General features: G+C 61.1%; 20 protein-coding genes. 13 read left to right on the top strand and 7 right to left on the bottom strand.

Annotation, left to right across the window (positions count from 1 at the left end; genetic code table 11):
* Positions 1–68: 68 nt before the first annotated feature.
* Positions 69–791, top strand: a complete 723-nt coding sequence (locus ACSOSP_RS21800; RefSeq protein ID WP_455313001.1) for a GNAT family N-acetyltransferase — start codon at positions 69–71, stop codon at positions 789–791.
* 265 nt (positions 792–1,056) lie between these two features.
* Positions 1,057–2,679, top strand: coding sequence for a gamma-glutamyltransferase (ggt, locus tag ACSOSP_RS21795; protein WP_455313747.1), 1,623 nt, complete (start codon positions 1,057–1,059; stop codon positions 2,677–2,679).
* 97 nt (positions 2,680–2,776) lie between these two features.
* Here ggt and ACSOSP_RS21790 read toward each other — a convergent pair whose 3' ends face one another.
* Positions 2,777–4,087: a UDP-N-acetylglucosamine 1-carboxyvinyltransferase gene (locus ACSOSP_RS21790; protein ID WP_455313000.1), complete on the bottom strand. Its 1,311-nt coding sequence runs from the start codon at positions 4,085–4,087 to the stop codon at positions 2,777–2,779.
* 152 nt (positions 4,088–4,239) lie between these two features.
* Positions 4,240–4,989, bottom strand: coding sequence for a hypothetical protein (locus ACSOSP_RS21785; RefSeq protein ID WP_455312999.1), 750 nt, complete (start codon positions 4,987–4,989; stop codon positions 4,240–4,242).
* A 328-nt stretch (positions 4,990–5,317) separates the two neighbouring features.
* On the opposite strand from ACSOSP_RS21785, the gene ACSOSP_RS21780 reads away from it, so the two are divergent.
* A complete protein-coding gene (locus ACSOSP_RS21780) occupies positions 5,318–5,566 on the top strand; it encodes a hypothetical protein (protein ID WP_455312998.1) in 249 nt (82 codons plus the stop codon).
* 22 nt (positions 5,567–5,588) lie between these two features.
* On the opposite strand, the gene ACSOSP_RS21775 is transcribed toward ACSOSP_RS21780, so the two are convergent.
* On the bottom strand, positions 5,589–6,833 hold the full coding sequence (locus ACSOSP_RS21775; protein WP_455312997.1) for an MFS transporter: 1,245 nt from the start codon (positions 6,831–6,833) through the stop codon (positions 5,589–5,591).
* 4 nt (positions 6,834–6,837) lie between these two features.
* Positions 6,838–7,779 (bottom strand): helix-turn-helix domain-containing protein, encoded by a 942-nt coding sequence (locus tag ACSOSP_RS21770; RefSeq protein ID WP_455312996.1) that lies wholly within the window; start codon positions 7,777–7,779, stop codon positions 6,838–6,840.
* Positions 7,780–7,990: 211 nt separating this feature from the next.
* Here ACSOSP_RS21770 and ACSOSP_RS21765 point away from each other — a divergent pair, with 211 nt between their 5' ends.
* The gene (locus ACSOSP_RS21765) at positions 7,991–8,872 is read left to right on the top strand and encodes an NAD(P)H-binding protein (RefSeq protein WP_455312995.1); all 882 of its coding nucleotides are present in this window, start codon (positions 7,991–7,993) and stop codon (positions 8,870–8,872) included.
* A 27-nt stretch (positions 8,873–8,899) separates the two neighbouring features.
* On the top strand, positions 8,900–9,031 hold the full coding sequence (locus tag ACSOSP_RS21760; protein ID WP_455312994.1) for a hypothetical protein: 132 nt from the start codon (positions 8,900–8,902) through the stop codon (positions 9,029–9,031).
* Between the two features lie 23 nt (positions 9,032–9,054).
* Here the strand turns inward: ACSOSP_RS21760 and ACSOSP_RS21755 are convergent, their stop codons facing one another.
* Both ACSOSP_RS21755 and ACSOSP_RS21750 read right to left on the bottom strand, forming a co-directional pair.
* Positions 9,055–11,139: a 2Fe-2S iron-sulfur cluster-binding protein gene (locus tag ACSOSP_RS21755; RefSeq protein WP_455312993.1), complete on the bottom strand. Its 2,085-nt coding sequence runs from the start codon at positions 11,137–11,139 to the stop codon at positions 9,055–9,057.
* A 42-nt stretch (positions 11,140–11,181) separates the two neighbouring features.
* Positions 11,182–11,832: a glutathione S-transferase family protein gene (locus tag ACSOSP_RS21750; protein WP_455312992.1), complete on the bottom strand. Its 651-nt coding sequence runs from the start codon at positions 11,830–11,832 to the stop codon at positions 11,182–11,184.
* Between the two features lie 117 nt (positions 11,833–11,949).
* Between ACSOSP_RS21750 and ACSOSP_RS21745 the strand changes: the two genes are divergently transcribed.
* Positions 11,950–12,861 carry a LysR family transcriptional regulator gene (locus ACSOSP_RS21745; RefSeq protein ID WP_455312991.1) on the top strand — a complete coding sequence of 304 codons (912 nt, stop codon included), beginning with the start codon at positions 11,950–11,952 and terminating at the stop codon, positions 12,859–12,861.
* A 57-nt stretch (positions 12,862–12,918) separates the two neighbouring features.
* On the opposite strand, the gene ACSOSP_RS21740 is transcribed toward ACSOSP_RS21745, so the two are convergent.
* Entirely contained in the window at positions 12,919–14,160 is a 1,242-nt protein-coding gene (locus tag ACSOSP_RS21740) for an acyl-CoA dehydrogenase family protein (protein WP_455312990.1), read from the bottom strand.
* Positions 14,161–14,511: 351 nt separating this feature from the next.
* On the opposite strand from ACSOSP_RS21740, the gene sfnG reads away from it, so the two are divergent.
* The 7 genes from sfnG (at position 14,512) to ACSOSP_RS21705 (ending at position 21,787) form a co-directional block, all read left to right on the top strand.
* Positions 14,512–15,636, top strand: a complete 1,125-nt coding sequence (sfnG, locus tag ACSOSP_RS21735; RefSeq protein ID WP_455312989.1) for a dimethylsulfone monooxygenase SfnG — start codon at positions 14,512–14,514, stop codon at positions 15,634–15,636.
* Between the two features lies 1 nt (position 15,637).
* Positions 15,638–16,771 (top strand): AMP-binding protein, encoded by a 1,134-nt coding sequence (locus ACSOSP_RS21730; RefSeq protein ID WP_455312988.1) that lies wholly within the window; start codon positions 15,638–15,640, stop codon positions 16,769–16,771.
* Positions 16,768–17,568 carry an ABC transporter ATP-binding protein gene (locus tag ACSOSP_RS21725; protein WP_455312987.1) on the top strand — a complete coding sequence of 267 codons (801 nt, stop codon included), beginning with the start codon at positions 16,768–16,770 and terminating at the stop codon, positions 17,566–17,568. The genes ACSOSP_RS21730 and ACSOSP_RS21725 overlap by 4 nt, the downstream gene beginning before the upstream one ends.
* A gap of 47 nt (positions 17,569–17,615) precedes the next feature.
* Entirely contained in the window at positions 17,616–18,497 is an 882-nt protein-coding gene (locus tag ACSOSP_RS21720; RefSeq protein WP_455312986.1) for a branched-chain amino acid ABC transporter permease, read from the top strand.
* Positions 18,498–18,505: 8 nt separating this feature from the next.
* Positions 18,506–19,552, top strand: coding sequence for a branched-chain amino acid ABC transporter permease (locus ACSOSP_RS21715; RefSeq protein ID WP_455312985.1), 1,047 nt, complete (start codon positions 18,506–18,508; stop codon positions 19,550–19,552).
* Positions 19,553–19,616: 64 nt separating this feature from the next.
* Positions 19,617–20,987, top strand: coding sequence for an ABC transporter substrate-binding protein (locus ACSOSP_RS21710; RefSeq protein WP_455312984.1), 1,371 nt, complete (start codon positions 19,617–19,619; stop codon positions 20,985–20,987).
* A gap of 2 nt (positions 20,988–20,989) precedes the next feature.
* A complete protein-coding gene (locus tag ACSOSP_RS21705; protein WP_455312983.1) occupies positions 20,990–21,787 on the top strand; it encodes an ABC transporter ATP-binding protein in 798 nt (265 codons plus the stop codon).
* The last annotated feature ends 322 nt before the right edge of the window (positions 21,788–22,109 follow it).

The following is a 22,109-nucleotide window of genomic DNA, read 5'->3' as shown; positions in this document are numbered from 1 at the left end:
AGCACATGCTCCGCCTATGCTTAGCCCAGGCTCCCGCTAGATCACCGCCCATGCCGCAAGGAACCGTTATGCCCAGCACCTTGAACCAGTATCAGCAGCCCATCGGCGAGTCCGTGCCTCACTGGACTGCGCGTGTTCACCCGCCGCGCACGCCTATCGAAGGACAGTATTGCCGGCTGGAGCCGCTCGAGCCGCACCACGCGGCCGACCTGTTCGATGCCTTCAACCAGGCCCCGGATGGCCGTGACTGGACCTATATGCCGGTAGGCCCGTTCGACGATGCAGCGAGCTACCGCGAGTATGTCGAACGGGCCGCGGTCAGTCCCGATCCCCAACACTATGCAGTCATCGACTTGAAGGGAGGAACCGCGATCGGCACCCTGTCGCTGATGCGGATCGACCGGGCCAATGGGGTTATCGAAGTCGGCAACGTGGCGTTTTCGCCGCTGCTCAAACGCACACCGATCTCCACCGAAGCCCAGTACCTGTTGATGAAACATGCCTTCGACGACCTTGGCTATCGCCGCTACGAATGGAAGTGCGACGCGTTGAACGCGCCCTCGCGGCAAGCGGCGGCGCGATTGGGCTTCCAGTTCGAAGGCATCTTCCGGCAAGCTGTGCTCTACAAGGGACGCACACGCGATACCGCGTGGTTCTCCATCATCGACAGCGAATGGTCCACAGTAGGTGCTGCATTCAAACAATGGCTCGCGCCGGAGAACTTCGACGCAGAAGGTGGACAACGCCAATCGCTGACTGAGCTGCGCGCCCAATTATCCAAAGCAGGGTAGGCGCGGTTTTTCTACTGCGGGTTTTGCCGGTTCCCGTTTGTAATCTTTGTTGGTATTGTGCGCGGTGAACGGGCCGCCCGTTCACCGCTGCCCCAAGTGCTCTCTCGCACGCTATCGCACATACCGCACGTACCTTTAATCAGCAACGGACATTCAAACAATGAAATTCGATTCCCTTGCCCAGTCGCTCCTTGCGGCGGCGCTCGCCCTTTGCTATGCCGGCGCCCAGGCCGCTTCGCAAGCCCCGGTTGCCGCCGAAAACGGCATGGTCGTCACAGCCCAGCATCTCGCCACGCGCATTGGCGTCGACGTGCTCAAGGACGGCGGCAACGCAGTCGATGCGGCCGTTGCTGTCGGCTACGCCCTCGCGGTGGTTTACCCTGCGGCCGGCAACATAGGCGGTGGCGGATTCATGACGATCCAGCTCGCCGATGGCCGCCGAACCTTCCTGGATTTCCGCGAAAAGGCGCCGCTGGCCGCCACCGCGAACATGTACCTCGATAAAGACGGCAACGTAATCCCGAAGCTGAGCACCAAGGGCTACCTGGCGGTCGGCGTGCCGGGTACCGTGTCCGGCATGGAAATGGCGTTGACCAAATACGGCACCATGAAGCGCGCCGATGTCATCGCACCGGCAATCAAATATGCCCAAGAGGGCTTCGTGCTTGACCAGGGCGACATCGATATCCTCGGGACCGCGACGGACGACTTCAAGAACGACCCGCACGGCTCCGGTTCGATCTTCCTGAACCACGGCGAACCGTACCAGGTCGGCCAGAGGCTGGTCCAAAAAGACCTCGCGAAGACCTTGCGCGAGATCAGCGCCAAGGGTCCCGATGGCTTCTACAAGGGCTGGGTCGGCGCTGCGCTCGTTTCTTCGACGCAAGCCGGCAAGGGCATCATCACGCAGACCGACCTCGACCAGTACAAGACGCGCGAACTCGCGCCGGTCGAATGCGATTATCGCGGTTACCACGTGGTCTCGGCGCCGCCGCCGAGCTCGGGCGGGGTCGCTATCTGCGAGATCATGAACATCCTCGAGGGCTACCCGATGCAAAGCCTCGGCTTCCGTTCAGCCCAGGCCATGCAGTATCAGATCGAAGCCATGCGCCACGCTTACGTGGACCGCAACAGCTATCTGGGTGACCCCGACTTCGTGAAAAATCCGCTGGACCGTCTGCTCGACAAGAATTACGCGGCCAAGATCCGCGCGGCAATCGATCCGCAAAAGGCGGGGGTGTCGCAAGAGATCAAGCCGGGCGTGGCGCCGCATGAAGGCACCAACACGACGCATTATTCGATCGTCGATAAATGGGGCAACGCGGTCTCGGTGACTTACACGCTGAACGACTGGTTCGGCTCGGGCGTGATGGCGAACAAGACGGGCGTATTGCTCAACGACGAGATGGATGACTTCACGTCCAAGATCGGTGTGCCGAACATGTACGGGCTGGTGCAGGGCGAGGCTAACGCTATTGGCCCGGGCCGGCGTCCGTTGTCGTCCATGAGCCCGACGATCGTCACGAAGGACGGCAAGACCGTGATGGTGGTCGGCACGCCGGGCGGCAGCCGCATCATTACCGCCACGCTCCTGACCATGCTCAACGTGATCGACTACGGCATGAACATTCAGGAGGCTGTGGATGCACCGCGTTTCCATCAGCAATGGCTGCCGGAAACGACGAATATCGAGCGCTTCACGCTGAGCCCCGACACGCAGAAGATCCTTGAAGGATGGGGACAGAAGTTCGCGGGTCCGCAACCGGCGAACCACGTAGCGGCCATTCTGGTGGGCGCGCCGTCGCTGGGCGGCAAGCCGGTCGGCAAGAATCGTTTCTATGGCGCGAACGATCCGCGTCGTAACTCGGGACTCGCGCTCGGCTATTGATTGAAGCAAAGGCGTGCCGGCGGATGTTTTTTTCTCCGGCAGGCTTCGAGCCTTCTGGCGTCGCGGCTACCGGCCGCGACGCTTTTTCGCTTCTATTTCACTCGCTGCTGGTCCATTCCACGTCGGCACCGACCGAGCGCAGGTTTTCCACGAAGCGCGGATGCGCACGGCGGATCGGCAGTGCATTGATGATCTCCGAACGCCCCTTGATGCTCGCCGCGACCATCAGCAACGCGATCGCCACGCGGATGATGTACGGGCTTTCCACTTTCGCAGGGCTCAAGGGCAGGCCGCCGAACGTGATCAGCCGATGCGGGTCCGAGAGAAACACGTGCGCGCCGAACTTCGATAGCTCGACCGACCATCCCATGGCGCCGTCGTAGACCTTGTTCCAGAACATGGCGCTGCCTTCGGCTTTCACGCCGAGCGCGATGAAGATAGGCAACAGATCGACCGGCAGATACGGCCAGGGCGCCGCTTCCACCTTTGTGAGGATGTTCTGCGTGAACGGCCGGCGCACGCGCAACGGACCGTCCTGGAACGCGCGCGACCAGCCGTCCTTGTGGACCACATTCACGCCGAACTTCGCGAAGGTCCGGTCGATCAGCGGAAACTGGTCGGGCGCAGTATTCCTCACCGCGATGTTGCCGCCGGTGATCGCACCGAGCGCGAGGAAGGTCGCGATTTCGTGGAAGTCCTCGCTGAAACGAAACTCACCGCCGCTCAGCTTGCGGCCGCCGGTGATGCCGGTCACGCTCAGGCGCGATGTGCCAATGCCATCGATCGGCACGCCGAGCATGGCGAGGAAACGGCAAAACTCCTGCACATGCGGCTCAGATGCCGCGTTCACGAGCGTCGACGTACCGCTCGCCGCTGCCGCGCACAGCGCGAAGTTCTCGGTGGTGGTGACCGAGGCATAGTCGAGCCAGTGGTGATTCGCGGTCATCTGTGAAGCGGTTCGCACGATGAGCGAGTCGGTCGTGCGCTCGACCTTCGCACCGAATCGTTCGAATACCTCGACATGCGGATCGATTTCGCGAACGCCCAGCGTGCAGCCCTTGACGTCGTTTTCCAGTCGCGCCACGCCGAAACGCGCGAGCAAAGGCGGCACCAGCATGATGGAAGAGCGCATCTCCTCGGGCAGGTGATGCGCGACGGGATCGAAGGTGGTTGCGTGATGATGCAGTTCAAGGATGCCGGTGGAAAAGTCCATCGACACGTTGCTGCCGAGCGTGCGGAAAATCTCTAGGATCTTTTTGACGTCGGTGATTTCAGGTACACCGATAAGGCGCAGCGGCTGATCCGTCAGCAGCGTGGCACAAAGAATAGGGAGGACAGCGTTTTTATTGGCAGACGGCGTGATCTCCCCGCGTAGCGGGACGCCGCCATGTACGATCAGATTCGACATGTTCGCAAAAGGCTCGTGGAAGAAGCGAAGGGACAATGATGCCATCGTGCGATGCGCACGGGCCAGAGATTGCGGTGGATTTCGCGTGGCGTCAGGGGGACGTATCAGCTACGCAACGTGATTAGCGCAGGCGCCTGCGCTTGTCCCCTGGCTCAGGCATCGATCGATGGCTTGACGATGCCTCGGCGCTCGAGTCGATTGCGCAGTAGCCCAGCGCCGGCAGCGCCGATGACGAGGCACGCGTAGAGCACCAGGAGATTGTGGCGCCATTCGTCCAGCGTGACCGCATGCGACTGGATCTTCGGATCGGGAGCAGGGAGATGGACATGGGCCGCCTCCACGGTCCGGGTCATGTGCATGAAGCCGGCCGCCGACAGCAGCGGCAAACCGATCAGCAATGCGATCAGCGCGGGCTTCGCGCGGCGCATGAAATCGTGGTGGCGATAACGTAGCCAGAGTCCGAGGCAGCCGTGCACCCAGCCCGGCGCGAGCAGCGCAAGTTGCAAACCCTGCGTGCCGCTCGAAAGCAGCGCGACCACTATTTTTTCGTAGTCCGGTTCAAAGCCGTAGAGCGTAGCGGCAAGACGGGTTCCCACTGCATGACGGATCAACAGGAGAGGCAGGCTGAGTCCCGCCCAGAGACGAATCCATTCGGTAACGGGCAGCACCCAGTGACGACGCCCGTAGAGTGTGCGCAAGGCCAGCGAAAAATGGAGCGTGGCCGCGCCGTAGAGCAGGATCGTACCGGGCGTGCTATGCCAGAGCCTGATGGCGAGCATCAGCCCGCGCCCCGCCAGATCCAGCGACCAGACGCCGAGCGCATGGTTGACCAGATGGAGGAACAAATAGATCAGCAGCACCACGCCCGACCCAAGCTGCAGATGACGCGAAATCGATTGCATCTCCATTCCTCTGACGTCGAACGTGGACGGGTACGTTGTACCTAACTGTCATTGCGTGCGCAACCGCGTCCACGAGACCTGACAACGAAACCGGCGGCCTGGCGGATTTATTCCCCGTGGACACTTTCGGGAATAAATCGTGCTCATCCATAGTTATATGAGTGCACGCCTGACGATTTTATGCGGGACTTGAAGTTTCCCCTAAGCGCTCAAGTACGACGATTTCGTATATAAAAATCACCCGTTATGTTTGGCATGCCTAAATCGAATCGCTGAATGTTTTCCGTGTAGTGCCTGGCGCCGCTAGCTTGGGTGCAAGGAGGTTGAGATGAATATCGCCGAAAAGTCCTTGCATTACCTCGTTGAAAAATGGCTTGCGCCCACTTCGGCCAGGGGGATCCACGTCATTCAATTCGGCCGCACGGGTTTCGCCAACAGTCGCTACGTGCGTGTGGAAGCCTCGACGCCAAGCGGTTCTCACGCCATTTTCTTCTTTCGCCACGACGACGGCAGCTGGTCTGTGTTTCCTCCCGCAAGCTCACGGCCGTCGATGACGAACTATCGCCTCGCCGCATAGCGGATCCGGCCACCCGGATGCATCATTTGCGTGCGCCTCCGGGGCTGAACCAATAAGCGATCGCGCCGACCACGAGCGGCACCGCCGTCACGACAAACAACCTTGAGTAAAGGTCCGCATTCGATACGCCCGTCATGCGTGCTTTCTCCGCGATCAGACCGAAGATGCTGCTTGCCAGCGCCACGCCCAAAAATACAAGGCTGTTCAGCAAACCCAGGCCAAGCCCCAGCTTGCCCGGCGCAATGATTGCCCGCGCTTGAGACATGACCAGCGGATGAATGCAGCCCACGGACAACAGCAGGCAGATCGCGGCGACGCTGATGAGCGGGCTTCGCTGCGGCACGGCTGCGAGCAAGAGCGCCGCCAGGACGCCTGCCACCTGCCAGCCGAGCGACAACGACTTGGGAGACCATCGCCGGACGAGAAACGGGATGCAGAACGATGCGCCTATGCCCGCGATACTCATGACGGTCATCGCATTGCCGCGCGCCAGGATGTCGAAGCCGAATACGTCGGCCAGATACGGTCCACCCCAGGACGTGCGAAATGTTCCGCCCACCGACATCGCCAGGCAAACCGGCATCAAGGTCCACAAGCCGCCGCGCGTGCGGGCGGGAGACGTTGTCCGTCCGGAAGATGCTCGCGATTGCGGGGTGGCAGGCAAGGGCTTTTCGTCGAGTGGGCGTACGAAGAACATGACGCCGAGCGTCGCCAGAAACACCAGCATGGCGGACAACGCCATGACCGGCCGCCAGCCAAAACTCGCTGTTGCCCAGCTTAGTGGAAACGCCGCGAGCAGTCCGCCGGACATGCCAATGGCGCTGGCGGTGGTGATCGAGCGCACATCACGCGGCCCCGCGCCATGACGCAGCACGTAGTTGAGCAGTCCCATGAAGATTGGCGCGCAACCCATTCCGATTCCGGCCTGCGCGATGATCGCGAGACGCGGATCGGTCGTGAGCGACACCACGGCGGCGCCGAGCGTGCCCACGCTCATGAGGACCGCTGCGGGATAACGCACGCCATACCGGTCGAACATGAATCCAACCGGAATCTGCGCTGAGGCAAAGACCAGGAAGAACGCGCCGGAGAACCAGCCGAACATCTGCGGAGTGAAATGAAAATCCCCGATGAGCTGGGAGGAAATTACAGCCACATAGCTGCGGTAAAACTGGCTCAGTACGTAGCTGAATGTCAGCGCCCACAAACCGTAATCGGTGGATCGCACGGACGTGGGGGCAAGCGGAGTTCCTGAAATATCGGTCATCGACTCATCGTGAAATTTTTTGTGTCGTGCTCGTTGTTGGTGCCGACGTTGGCGCAGCGAGTTGGATCGTCTGCCCACTGTCCTTCACAAGCTCGCGCGGCGTCAGTCCAAGCAGCCGGTTCATCCAGTGCGCCATGTGGCTTTGATGCGAAAAGCCCGTTTCCAGCGCCACCTGGCTGGTGCTGAGCCTGCCTTGCAACAGCAAGGCCTTCGCGCGTTCGACGCGTCGCTGCACGACGTATCGATGCACCGGCGTGCCAAGCGTTTCGCGAAACAGTACCTTGAAATGCGGCACGCTTAGCTGGGCCAGCGCGGCGAGTTCGTCGAGCGTCAGCCGCTGATCCAGATTGCTTTCGATGAAGTCAGTCACTCTTGCAGCCGTTCGCGGCGCCAGCGTACGCCCGCGCCCTTCGAGCGTGGAGACGCCGCCGCCGCTGTCGATCAGCCTGACCACCATTGCTGTGCAAAGACTCTCTGCATAGAGCGGATCGGACGCATCGCCGGCTTCCAGTTCCGCCTGCAGCGCCCACGCCAGATGCTGAAAACGCGGATCGCGCATCTGGAGTTGCGGACGGATCCCGGCTTCGGATGATTTCAGTTCGAGCTGCTCGAGCGTCTTGCGCGTGAACGACTCGCTGATCCAGATGCTGAGGATCGTGCAGTCGGCTTCATCGGTCCATTGACCGTTGAGTCCCGCGGGGATCACATCGGCGTCGCCATGCGCCTGAACACGCGCATAGCGACGTTGCTCGCATAAGCAGCGAGCCATGACCGGCGCGCCGACATGCACGCCGATGCGGTGATGCGGCATGGCCGGAATCCGGTGCGTGCCCGCCGAAATACCGAGCAATGCCGCACCGAAGCCGTTCCAGCCTCGACCGCTGCTGGAGCGCAAATTGACGCGCGAGCCTGAAAGAGGCATGGGCAATGGTGTCACGGCATTCATGGCAGGTCCTCGCTGAGCTCGGCAAGCGAGCATTGTGCTGGGTTTTCCGCCAATTTGCTCGATGTCGTGACGGGCGACGCCCTGAACCTGATCGTCTTGCGGCAGTGCGGCGAAACAATCATCCGTATCTGCGCAGGTTGATCCTTCCCTGCGCGCCCGGAACGCTCAACCTCCCTACGATGACGACATCCATTTCAACAAGGAGTCGAACGTGTTCGTGATATTCGGAGCATCAGGCAAAGTAGGGCGCATGAGCGCTGCATCGCTACGCAATGCGGGGCATGCGGTCAGAGCCGTGGTACGAAACGAAGCGCAGGGCCAGCAGCTTGCAAGGATGGGCTGCGAGATCGCGCTCGCCGATCTGCTGAACCCGGCATCGGTCGCAAGGGCAATAGAAGGCGCGGATGCAGTACAGATCCTGTGCCCTGTCCCGATCGGTGACGCACATCCCGGCAGCACGATGCATCGCATGATTGAAGTTGCAACCAGTGCGTTGCGAGCCAATCCACCCTCTCATGTACTAGCGCTGTCCGACTATGGCGCGGAACTGGACCACGGTACGGGCATCACCTTGCTCTTTCATGCCCTCGAAAAGCAGTTGCAAACGGCGGTGCAGAACCTGACGTTGTTGCGCGCAGCGGAACATATGCAGAACTGGGCACGCGTGATACCCGTCGCACTGGCAACGGGCAGGTTACCGAGCTTGCATCATCCGCTGACCAAGCGCTTTCCGACGGTGGCGGCACAGGACGTGGGCTTGCTAGCGGCAGAGTTGTTGCTGGGGGAGTCGCGCGGGATAGTCAGCATTGAAGGTCCGCGGCGGATCGCGGCGCTCGATGTCGCCCGCGCACTGAGCGAGGCGAGCAGGCGCGAGATCAGCGCGCATGAAGTGCCGCGCGACGAATGGCCTGCCATGCTGCTGCGCGCCGGCCTTGGCGCAGACCATGCACAGCTCATTGTTGATCTCTACGATACCCACAACGCGGGCCGCATCGACGTGGAAGAGGGAGTGGGCGAACGGCGTTTCGGTACGACCGAATTCACCGATGTCCTGGCCTCGATGCTGCCGGACGCTGCAACGGTGGCCAGCTGAATGCGCAACTCAACGCAGCAGAAAGCGATGCATACCAGTCGCACTACGCGAGTGTGGCTTGCGCTCATCATCGGCCTGGCGGGAGTGGTCGGCGGTTATCACTTTCAGCGCATGTTAAGCGCTCTCCCTGACAGCAACGACGACTTCATTTTCTTCTGATCACCGAGACCGGTACGTTACCCTCACAAATCCAGTACCACCGCCGACTCTTCGCCTGAACCCATCCTCGCGGGTATTGCGCTGCATATCAACGCGTGTCCCGCCGGGATCTCTGCCTCGCACGGTACGGGGTACGTCACGTCCCCCGACAACACGCGCGTGGCGCAAGTGCCACACACTCCAGACCGGCAATTCGATGCAGCCGACACGCCGTTCGCCTCTGCAAAATCCAGCAGGCTTCCGTCTTCCGGCGACCATTGCGCGTCGCGATGCGTACGCATGAAGACGACCTTCGACGACCGCTCGGGGTCACGGGGAACCACAGGCTCAGCGATAGCCTTCGCCGGCACAGCGATTTCTGTCCGCTTGACACTCGCCGGTCCGAACGCCTCGAAGCGAATCCGGTCGTCGGCAATGTTGAGTGCACGCAAACCGCTGTACATGTCCTGCATGAATGCGCCGGGACCGCAGAGGTAAAAATCGTAATCGCCAAACGGCAACACGCTCTTGAGATAAGCAATATCAACACGCCCCGCGGGACCTGCCCCTGCCTGGCTGTCGCGCAGATACACCGAGAGGTTTGAGTGCGCTTGCTCAGCAGCCTTGAGTTCATCAGCGAACGGGTGTTCTCCGGAGCGCCGGGCACCATGGATAAAATAAATGTGCTCAGGCTGTGTGCGCTCGCTCGTGTCGGTGAGCAAGCTGTTCAACATGGCGACCATAGGCGTAATGCCGATGCCGGCAGACAGCAAGACCACCGCGCGGGAACTCGTGCGGTCGAGTACGAAGGCCCCGCCCGGCGACTTGGCCTCGATCTGCATTCCTGCCTTGACGTTCTCATGCAGCCACGTTGACGCCACGCCCTCGCGCTTTACCGTGATCCGATAGCGCCGGCCTTGATGGGCATCGGAGAGGGTATAGGTTCTGATCAAGGGCGCTTCAAGCCCTTCACCGTTCAACCGGATCGGCAGGAACTGGCCGGGTTCGTATGCCGGGAGCGCCGATCCATCGGCGGCTTCAAAATAGAACGATCGCACGCCGGGGGCCTCGTCGCGAACGTCGGAGACCTTCAACTGGCGCCACGCGCTCGCGACTGCCGGCGTAGCGTCTTGCACTTTCCAGCTACCCAGGTTCGCCAGTTGCGGCGCGTATTGCACACCCGACCAGCGCATGGGCAACGCGCCCGGCGTGCGACGCACCTCACGCACATGCCAGCGGATCAGGCGCTCGGCGCCGGCGAATGAAGCGAGTTCCGCGCCTTCCCAGATGATCTCGGCAACCACGGCGACATACAGCAGGTCGCCGCTATCGAAGTCGATCACAAGCAACCCGGCGCGCGGATCCTGAATCAGGTTACCGATGGTATTGAAGAACAGGTTGCCGCTGAAATCGGGCGTGGTCAGCGTGTCGTCTTCATCGATGCGAATAAAGCCCGGCGCGCCGCCGCGATGCGATACGTCGGCTCCCCGTCCCATGCCCGCTTCGCTTGACGTGTTCGCAGTGGCGACAAAGAACGTATCGGCCCGGGCAAGCAGCGCGCGGTCAGCATCGCTCAGACGATTTGAAACCATCGGCGCCGCTGCCGACCCTTCTTCCACGTTGAACTCGACTGGCGTACGGCTCTGGATGTACTTGGCGCAGTTGCCGAAGCTCTGGCTGACGGCAACGGTGATCGCCTGATCGTCGATGGCGGTGATCACGCCGTTCACACGATTACGGCGCCGAGTAGCGGGCTGAATGCCAAGACCGCCCACGATCGATCCCACCTGCCAGGCCGAGCCAAGCGGATCGCCTGCCAGACTTCGTCCTGCTATACGCAGCGTGCGTTCATCCGGCGTCGAGATAAAACCGGGCGCGCCGACCCGCAGCGTAGCCCACGGTTGCCCCGTTTCATCGACTCCACCCAGCACCATGAACGGCTGTTCCGCATAGAACCGCCGATGCTGGTCGGGCATGTAGTCGCGAATCCCGCGACGCGCGTCCACATCCATCCGCTCGCGCACTCCCGCACGTTCCTGCGCGGCGAGTTCACCGGCATGGAACGGCGATTCCACAGCACGCCAACCGGGAGGCGGCGTGGTGACGCGGACAGGTGCGGGAGTGGACATGATGTTCTCGCTATAGGAGAGAAGCGGGTACCGTATGAAGTATTACGTGGTCTCGGCGAGCAAACCGGCCTTGCTGACAGGCATTGCCAGGAAACGCGGCAGTGCCTCGACGCGCTTCAACCACGCGCGCAAATTCGGGTACGGCTCGAGCGAGATGCCGCCTTCGGGTGCATGCGCAATGTACGAATAAGCGGCGATATCCGCGATGGTCGGCGTCTGCCCGACCGCGAACGGCTTGTCGCGAAACTCGGGCTCGATGATCGCGAAGAGGTCTTCCGCCATCTTCTTCGCAGTAGCGTAATCCTTTGGCGCGCCGAACACAGTCACGAGACGTGCGGCACAGGGACCGTACGCGATCTTTCCGGCCGCCAGCGACAGCCAGCGTTGCACCGCCGCGGCGCCGAGAGGATCGTCCGGCAGCCACGACGCATCGCCGTATTTGCGCGCGAGGTAGACCAAGATCGCGTTGGAATCGCTCAGGACAATATCGCCGTCTTCGATCACCGGCACCTCGCCGAACGGATTCAGTGCCAGATGCGCCGGTTGGCGGTTATCTCCTGCCGCCATGTTCAGTTCGATCGTGGTGAAAGGCAGATCGAGCAGCGTCAGGAACAGCTTCGCCCGATGCCCGTGGCCGGAAAGCAACGTGGTATGCAGACGTATGGGTTGGAGCGGCTTGGGCAATGTAGGCACGATGGATACTCTGAAAGGGGTTGAACCGGTGTTTGGATGGAGTAAGCATAAAGCGCCGCACAGGGCATGAGAAGACGGATAATGATGGTTAGACAATCCTCTTAAAGTGGACAATCCATGACCAGCCTTAACGCGGTTAACCTCAACCGCCTGGTGGTTTTTGCAGCGGTGGTCGAGGCGGGTTCGCTAACGGCCGCGGCCGACCGTCTCGGGATCGCGAAGACCATGGTCAGTACGCATATGCAGCGTCTCGAGGCCGAGGTCGGGGCGACCCTGCTCATGCGCACTACGCGCCGGGTCAGCGTGACGGAGGCGGGCAGGACCTTCTACGAAGCGAGCCGGCAGATCCTGAGCGCGACCGAAGAAGCAATCTCTGCACTGGCGCAGGAGTCGGGTGTGCTGCGGGGAACGCTGCGTGTCGCCACGCCTATCGACTATGGGGCGAGCGTCATTGCGCCCATGCTTGTCGAGTTGCAGCAACGCCATCCGGAGCTCAATATTGAACTCGTGTCGGCTGACCGTCAGGTGGATCTGGTCGCGGAAGCAGTCGATGTCGCGATCCGGCTCGGACGCCTGGCGGACTCGAGTCATCGCGCAGTGAAGATCGGCGGCTTCGTCAAATGGCTTGTCGCAAGTCCCGGGTTCGTCGCTCGTTGGGGCAAGCCGGCTACGCTCGAAGCGGTCGCGAAATTGCCGTTCATCGGCATGTCGGTGTTACAGAAGCCGCTGGTTGCGCCGCTTGAAAGCACGCGCGGCGGGAAGCGGACTGTGCGCTTCAGCGCGGGTTTTCTCGCCGATACCGCGCCTACCTGTCGCGCAGCGGCATTGGCCGGCGGCGGCGTGGCGTTCCTGACGAATTTCTCGATTGGAGAGGACGTTGAAGCGGGACGGCTGGTGCGCTTGCTGCCGGCGTGGTCATCGCCGCCCGCGGGTATTCACTGCATCTTTCCTTCGGCACGTTATCCGGTGCCGAAGGTGCGTGTGTTTATCGATGCGCTCAAGGGTCATCTGGACACGAACGGCGGGTAGGTTGATTCGCTTCGCCTCGCCTCGCCTCGCAGACAGGCAGGTTTACCGACCGAGTACTTACGTGGACACGGGTCCCAGTCCTGCTCCGATCTGCCAGACATAGATGGGTTCTTTCCGGTTGATCGACCAGTCGCCAACGAGTTTGGACTTGTACACGATCGGGTTATGCGACGAGACCGCACGTGCATTGCGCCAATGACGATCAAGCGCCTTGCCGCCGCCAATGGCCGATGCGCCCAGCGCATCGAAAAGATGGGTCGAGGCGCGCAACGCAAGTTCCGTCGCAACGATCTGGCCTTTGGAGGACTCTATTTCAGCCTCGATATTAAAGCGGTTCTCGGCGTCGATATCATCGGCAAAACGCGCTTCATATGCCCGCTGCGCCGGTTCCGTCGCGCGCAACGCGATAGCCTCCACGGCATACGCCCACGCTGCAATTTCTCCAACCACTTGCTGGATCTGAACGTCCTGGCTCACATGCGGCGCGTTTCCGTGGCTATAGATGCGCTTGCGGGCGCGCACTTCGGCCGCGGCGTCGAGTTCGGCCGCCCGGGCGATGCCGGCCAGCGTCGCCAGATGGAATAGCTGGTAGAACGCGGTCTGATATTTGAAGCGCCGCGCGAAGTCGACGATATGACCCGGTTCAACCGTCGCGTCCTTGAATACCGTGGTGCCGCTGCCCGTGGTGCGCTGACCGAAACCGTCCCAGTCGTCGCTCAACGTCACGCCCGGCTGCTTCGCGGCGACCGCGACAATCACGTCGCTGCCGTCTTCAGCACGCTGCGCATAGACATCGATCCAGTCCGCGAAAATGCTGCCCGTGCTGTAGTACTTCTCGCCGTTCAAGACCCAACCGTCACCTTGCTTCTCTACCTTGGTGATGACGCTGCCCAGCGCGACGTTGCCAACTTCCGTCCACGCATTGCCGAACAGGTCGCCGCGCACGAAACGCGCGAACCACTGGTCGCGTTCGGCGCTGGCGGGTGCGTTGACTATGTCTTCGACGAAAGCAAAGTGCCCACGCAACGCCTGCGGAAGATTCGAATCGGCGGCGCCGAGTTCGATCAGCAAGCGGAACAGTTGTTTGACGGAGACGCCTGCACCGCCATGCGACACCGGCACGCGTAGTGCACCAAAACCCGCTTGCTTGAGCTCCTCGATCTGATCGTAGGGCAGGGTCCTGAGTTGGTCGCGTTCGACAGCTCCCGCAGCAATGCGCTCGAAGATGGGTCTGAAGCGGCTGGCGACGCTTTCGTAATCCGCTCCAACCGATAGCGCTACAGGCGGCAGTTGTGTCATGTCAAGAATCCTTGGGTGTTGTGAATGATGAGTCGTGGGCGGCCGAATGCGAGCACGAGGACTGTTCAATCTAGCCCATCGACTTCACTCGCGTTAGATCGTTTTCCGCAATGTTTATCGTCCCGGTGCGCATCACCGCTGCCTCCCAACAGCATTGCGCCGATACCGCAGTTTGAGCGTCGCGTTCCGTTGCTGCTGCTTATCTAAGCCGGCCGCCGCGCATATGGATAGCTGAATAAATTGCTTGGGTGGCTGCGGCTGGCTGAAATAGATTCAGGATCCGTGAGCAGAAATCGCAACGACGATGCACGACATCAGTGCATCGGTATGCTAATTAATCAGGAGATCGCAATGAGCGAGCAGCAAGACGGGAATCAGGACGAGACGCAGGACGCGCTAAAGTTTGCCTATTGGGTTCCCAACGTCAGCGGTGGCCTGGTAGTCAGCACGATAGAGCAGCGCACCGACTGGAGCGTTGAATACAACCAGAAGCTTGCGCAGACCGCGGAGAAAGCGGGCTTCGAATACGCGCTCAGTCAAATCCGTTTTACGGCGGGCTATGGCGCGGACAATCAACACGAGTCGGTGTCTTTCAGCCAGGCGTTGCTGCACGCAACCACCAAACTGAAAGTGCTTGCCGCGATCTTGCCGGGACCGTGGAGTCCAGCGGTTGTCGCCAAGCAGATAGCGACCATCGATCATATCTCGAAGGGGCGGATCGGCATTAACGTAGTAAGCGGCTGGTTCAAAGGCGAATTTACGGCGATCGGTGAACCGTGGCTCGAACACGACGAACGTTACCGCCGGTCGCACGAATTCATCGAGGCGCTCAAGGGCATCTGGACTCAAGACAACTTTACGTTCCGGGGCGATTTTTATCGGTTCAACAATTACACGCTGAGTCCGAAGCCGGTACAAAAGCCACACCCGGAAATCTTCCAGGGCGGTAGCTCGCGCGCAGCCCGCGACAACGCCGCAAGTGTGTCGGACTGGTACTTCACGAACGGCAATACGCCCGAGAACCTCAAGCTGCAGATTGACGATATCCAGGCCAAGGCCGCCGTCAATAACCACAAGGTGCGCATTGGCGTGAATGCATTTGTGATCGCCCGCGATACCGAGGAAGAAGCCCGGGCCGTGCTCGCCGACATCATCAAGCATGCGCACGTGGAAGCGGTTCATGCATTCGGCGACGCCGCGAAGCAGGCCGGCAGCGCATCGCCTGAGGGCGAGGGCAACTGGGCCAAATCGACATTCGAAGACCTGGTGCAATACAACGATGGTTTCCGCACCAACCTGATCGGCACGCCGCGCCAGATTGCCGAGCGGATCGTGGAGCTTAAGTCGGTGGGTGTGGATCTGGTGCTGGCCGGCTTCCTGCACTTCATCGAAGAGGTCGAGTATTTCGGGCAACGGGTCTTGCCGCTCGTGCGGGAGCTTGAAGAGGCCGCGCAACTCGAAGCCAAGGCAGCATGAGATGGCAGCGCCGACGCCGGAGCTCCCGGACACTTTGCCCGCATGGCTTGCCGAACAGGCAAGGCATCGTCCTCACGCGCCCGCGTTGAGGCATAAGCGGCTGGGCCTGTGGGAGCAGCTAAGCTGGCACGCATTGGCTGAGAAGGTCGAGGCGCTTGCGGCCGGCCTGGCGGCGCATGACTTCGGTGCGGGCGATGCGCTGCTGCTCGTTAGCCAGCCGCGCGAAGAGGCGCTGTGTTTGTCGCTCGCCGCGCAATGGCGCGGAGGCGTTGCAGTGCCGGTCGAGCCTTCCGTATCGGATCAAACGCTTGGCCGCATCGTGCGGCATCTGGCGCCGCTGTTTACCTTCGCCGACGATGATCGGCAGGTCGACCGCTTGCTTGCGCTGTCGCAGTGGGTGATAGACGCGAATCCGCGCGGCTTGCGGCCGCATCCGCATGCTGACGTGATTGAGTACAGCACGTTGGTGTCGCCGGATAAGGGAGCTGACGCTGTTGCGCGACCCGAGCAGGATGCTTTTATCTTCTATCGCGATGACGCCGGGCACGGCATCGAAGAGCAGCGCATCACTCATGCAACGCTGGTTCGCGAGGCGCGGCTGATCGCGGCGAAGGAACACCTGCATCCGGCCGATGATGCGTTCGCGGCTCGGGCATTTGCAACAGCGGCGCAGGCGCGTTATCTCGTTGCACCGTGGCTATTGACCGGTTTTCGCCTGAATTTTCCCGAATCGCTGGAGACCCGCGATAACGACCGGCGTGAGCTTTCGCCCACGTTGGTTGCGGGAACGCGAGAGACCTATGGTCGTGTTGCGCGGCTCGTCGATGCAAGGCTGCCTGGGGCGAATTCAGTCCGGCGCCGCTTGCTCGATCGTCTGACCGATGAGCGATCGTCCGGGTTGCTGCGCCTCGTTGCATGGTGGCTTGTCGCGCGGCCCTTGCGTGAGGTGATCGGCTTCAGGCGAACCCATGCCGCATTGGTCGCCGGCGCCGCCCTGGACGATGACGCAGCGCGCTTGTTCAAGGCGTTGCGAATCGATGTCCGCACATGGCCGGACGATGGTCAATGGCAGCGTTTGCCTGAGCCCATTCTGACGGCTCAGCAAGCAGCCGATGTACAAGGACAACCCGCGTGACGTCTCAAGAGCAATCCTTACCAATCGCCTCGCAAGCGCTGCTTTCACTCGACCGGATTTCGTTATCGTTTGGCGGGGTCAAGGCGATCACCGACATCAGCTTCGACGTCCACCAAGGCGAGATCTGCGCGTTGATTGGCCCGAACGGCGCAGGCAAGAGTTCGCTGCTCAACGTGATCAATGGCGTCTACCGGCCGCAGCAGGGCACCGTGCGTTTCGACGGCGCCGAGAGCCGCCGCATGAGTCCGCATGACGCGGCGCATCGTGGCATTGCACGCACGTTTCAAAACATCGCGTTGTTCCGGCGCATGAGCGTGCTCGACAACGTGTTGACGGGGCGCAATTTGCATCGCGGCAGCACGTGGATCGAGCAAACCTTTCGAGTTGGCCGGGCACAACGTGACGAAGCGACACAACGTCGTTACGCCGAGGTCGTGATCGAAGCGCTGGACCTGCAACGCGTGCGTCATAGCGTTGTAGGCACGCTGTCGTATGGCGTTCAGAAACGCGTGGAACTGGCCCGCGCGTTGGCGGCCGAGCCGCGTCTGCTCCTGCTCGATGAACCGATGGCCGGCATGAACGCCGACGAGAAACGCGCGATGGCCGGTTTCATCGTCGACGCCAACGAGCAATTCGGCGTGACGGTCGTGCTGATCGAGCATGACATAGGCGTGGTGATGGATCTCTCCGATCACATCGTCGTGCTCGACTACGGCAAGAAGATTGCCGACGGGATACCCGCCGAAGTGCGTGCCGATCCCGCCGTGCTGGCGGCTTATCTGGGCACGCGTCACTAGGCTTGCTGCGTTCGCTTACTTCTCCGATTCACCCAAAGGCTGCATCCATGAGTTTCTTCCTCGAAGTGCTGGTTGGAGGTCTGTTGGCCGGCGTGATGTATTCGCTGGTCGCAATAGGCTTCGTATTGATCTACAAGGCGTCGGGCGTGTTCAATTTTGCGCAGGGCTCGCTCGTGCTGTTCGGCGCGCTGACGTTCGTGAGCCTGGTCGAACGCCACGTGGCGCCCTGGCTCGCATTTGCCGCAACGCTTGCCGTGCTGGTGCTGATTGCGATTGCGATAGAACGATCCGTGCTTCGGCCGCTCGTGAACCGCACGCCTATCGTTCTTTTCATGGCGACGCTGGGCCTGAGCTTCATTCTCGAAGGCGCCGCCCAGTTGTTCTGGGGTGCGCAGGTGCATGGACTGGATCTGGGTATCGACGATAAGCCGCTTCAGTTGGGCGGCGTGATGATCAGCCAGTTCGATCTGTTCGCGGCAGCCACCGCCGGTGTGCTGGTGATTGCGTTATCGCTGATGACGAATCGCACGCGGCTGGGTTTATCGCTGCGCGCCGTGGCCGACGATCCGCTTGCCGCGCTTGCAGTGGGTATCCGCCTGCCGCGGATCTGGGCCATCGTCTGGTCACTGGCGGGGTTCGTCAGCCTCGTGGCCGGCCTGCTGTGGGGTGCAAGGCTCGGGGTGCAGTTCTCGCTGTCGCTGGTGGTGCTGAAGGCGCTGCCGGTGCTCATCATCGGCGGTTTCTCGTCGATCGGTGGAGCAATAGTGGGTGGTCTGCTGGTCGGCGCTTCGGAGAAGCTGGCCGAGGTGTATCTGGGCTCGCTGGTGGGCGGTGGCATCGAAAACTGGTTTCCGTATGTGCTTGCCATTCTGTTCCTGCTCGCGCGTCCTGCGGGCTTGTTCGGCGAACCCGCCGTCGAACGGGTATGAGGACGCTTATGTCGAACATCGTCATTCGCCACGCAAGGCTGAACGTTGTAACGCCGGTCGCTCCCAGCCTCGTTATAGCCGTGGGCCTGGCTCTCCTCGCGGCTGTGCCGGGCGTAGCCAGCGAATACTGGCTGAGCGCCGTGCTCACACCGTTTTTGATTTTGTCCCTGGCAGGACTCGGCTTGAATCTGCTGACGGGTTATGCCGGTCAACTGTCGCTGGGCACTGCGGCGTTCATGGCCGTAGGCGCCTACGCGACCTATAACTTCGCCGTCCGTGTACCGGGCTTGTCGCTGCTGGCGGACCTTCTGCTCGGCGGCTTGATCACGGCGATCATCGGCACGTTGTTCGGCCTGCCAAGTCTTCGCATCAAGGGCTTTTACCTGATTGCCTCGACGCTGGCCGCGCAGTTTTTCATCGAATGGCTTCTCACCAAAGTGAGCTGGTTCTCCAACGACGATACGTCCGGTGTCCTGAGCGCTCCCCGGCTGTCGATCTTCGGCTGGTCCATCGCCACACCGGTGTCGCGCTATCAGTTCGTTCTCGGCGTTGCCGTGGTGGTGTTCGTAGTGGCCGCCAGCCTGGTGCGCAGCGAACTCGGCCGGCGCTGGATGGCAGTACGCGACATGGACACGGCAGCGGCGGTCATCGGCATTCCGATTGGCCGCACCAAGTTGCTGGCGTTCGCTGTCAGTTCGTTTGTCATCGGCATTGCGGGAGCGCTCTGGGCGTTCGCTTATCTCGGCACGGTGGAGCCGCATGGCTTTGACCTGAACCTGTCGTTCGAGGTGCTGTTCATCATCATCATCGGCGGGATGGGCAGCATTGCAGGCAACTTCTACGGCGCTGCTTTCATCGTCTTGCTGCCTATTGCGCTGTCCCACACGGCGGGTGCGCTCGCCGCTATTGGCGTGGACGTCGGGCAACTTCAGAACCTCCAGAAGATCCTCTTTGGCACGTTGATCATCGTGTTCCTCATCAAGGAGCCGGACGGGCTTGCGCGACTGGTGCAGATCGCCCGGCAGCGTCTCAGGAACTGGCCGCTGCGGGCCTGAATGTTTTCGCAGAGACAGTCATCAATCTTTCATCTCAATCCAGGCAGACACGGACCCGTTCAGCATGAATCTCTCACTATCACGTTTATTTCGCGCGACCCGGTCGCGCGTGGCTGGCATCGCCGGCGTATCGCTTTTGCTCACCGCCGGCGTTGTTGCAACCACGTCGAATGCGTACGCAGGGGGCGAGGAGTATTTCCCCTTGCAGAGCTACAGAGTAGGACCCTACGCGGCGGGAGGCACCGGTTTCTTTGGCGGTTTTATCGACTACATGAAGCTCATCAATACCCGTGACGGCGGCGTGAACGGCGTCAAGCTGACGTGGAGCGAATGCGAAACAGAATATGTGGTGGAGAAGGGCGTGGAATGCTACGAGCGCCTGAAGGCCGGCCTCAACGGCGCACCGGCGGCCGCCACGAATCCGCTCTCGGTCGGCATAGCGTATGCAACCATCGACCGCTCGACGGCGGACAAGCTGCCGCTCATCACGATCAATCATGGCCGCACGGACTCGACCGATGGCGCCGTGTTCCCCTACGTGTTTCCGCTGCAGCTGAACCCATACAGCGAAGTGTCCGCGATCATCAATTACATCGGGACACAGTCAGGCGGGTTGCAGGGTTTGAAGGGCAAGAAGATCGTGGTGCTTTATCACGGCTCGCCTTATGGCCGCGAGACCATTCCCGTACTCGATATCCTCGCGAAGAAGTACGGCTTCGAACTGACGCAGATCGAGGTGCCGCATCCGGGCAACGAACAGGGTTCGCAGTGGCTCAACATTCATCGGATCAACCCTGACTGGGTCATCCTGCGAGGCTGGGGCGTGATGAATCCGGTAGCGCTCAAGTCCGCGCAGAAGGTGGGCTTCCCGGCGAACCACATCATTGGCAACATCTGGAGCAACTCGGAAGAAGACGTGCGTCCTGCGGGCGACGCCGCCAAGGGTTTCATCTCGATCACCACGCATCCGTCGGGTACGAACTATCCCGTGCTGCAGGCGATCGATCAATACGTCATCAAGCCGGGCAAAGGCAACCTGAGCGATCCGGCGCGCTTCGGGACGGTGTATTACAACCTGGGTGTCGTGAACGGGATTCTCAATGTCGAAGCATTGCGCGTTGCTCAGGCGAAATACGGCAACAAGCCGCTGACGGGCGAACAGGTCCGCTGGGGGTTTGAACACCTCGATCTCGACAACCCTCGCCTGAAACAGTTGGGCGCGTACGGATTGGTGCAACCGCTCAAGCTGTCGTGCTCGGACCATGAAGGCGGCGGCGCCGTGCGATTCCAGCAATGGGACGGACAGCAGTGGAAGGTGATCAGCGACTGGGTGCAGGCGGATCGAGCGCTGCTGCGTCCGATTATCGAAAATTCGGCGAATGCGTATGCGAAAGAGAAGGGCATCACACCGCGCGACTGCAGCAAGGATCTGTAGCAATGGCTGAAGCCACGGTTCTCGATGTAGAGGGCATTTCCGTCACTTATGGCGGGCTCATCCCGGCATTGCGCGGGGTGTCGCTGAAGCTGACGCAGGGTTCTGTGGTCGCGCTGCTCGGCGGCAACGGCGCGGGCAAGACCACTACGCTCAAGGCTATTTCAGCGCTGCTCGGCGCCGAGCGAGGCGAGCTGACGGCCGGGCGAATTGCGTATCGCGGCAAGGACGTGACGCGTGCGAACCCCTGGACGCTCGCGGAGGCCGGTCTCGTCCAGGTGCTGGAAGGGCGGCGTTGTTTCGCGCATTTATCGGTTGAAGAGAACTTGCGGATTGGTGCGTACGTTCTTCGTCCGTCGGTGCGTGAAGTCGACGCCGGCCTTGAGCGGATCTATGGAATTTTTCCGCGCCTGAAGGAGCGCCGCAAGTCGCTCGCCGGGTTGACGTCGGGCGGCGAGCAGCAGATGGTCGCAATCGGCCGCGCGTTGATGGCGCGGCCATCGGTGATCCTCCTGGATGAGCCTTCAATGGGACTTGCGCCGCAGATTGTTGAAGAGATCTTCGAGACCGTCGCCACGCTTAATCGTGAGGACGGGGTGAGCTTTCTGCTGGCGGAACAGAATGCGGCCACGGCTTTGCGATATGCAACTTACGGCTATGTGCTCGAAGGCGGACGTGTGGTGGCGCAAGGGACACCTTCGGAACTTGAACAACTCGATGTGCTGACGGAGGCTTATCTCGGTGCGGCGAATGGAGCGGGTGGACGCGCAATACGTCGATCGTCCCGCTTCGCACTGGCTTGACGGCAAGCATGTAGTTCAGCGGGTCGTGATGCCGTCACGACCTTCACACACGCGGTCTCGAACTCGCCGTACGTATCGCCCGGCGGGATCAATCGATCACGCAGTTAGCAAAAGCGTGTCTTTCCCACACTCGCACCGAATCCCCGGCTGAACGAAGTTAGCCCGGGATTTGTCGCTTCTAATGCATGACGATCGTGTTCGCGATGCCGGAAAACAGCGCAAACAGTGGACGATATAAGTACATCGGAATGCTAATTGAGTTACAGAAAACCACTCGCACTGCTCCTCTGACAAAGAGAGTTTTTGTCCAGTTGACGCGCGG

It is taken from the genome of Caballeronia sp. KNU42, assembly GCF_053760385.1.
This window is presented reverse-complemented; position numbering and strand designations above follow the sequence as displayed.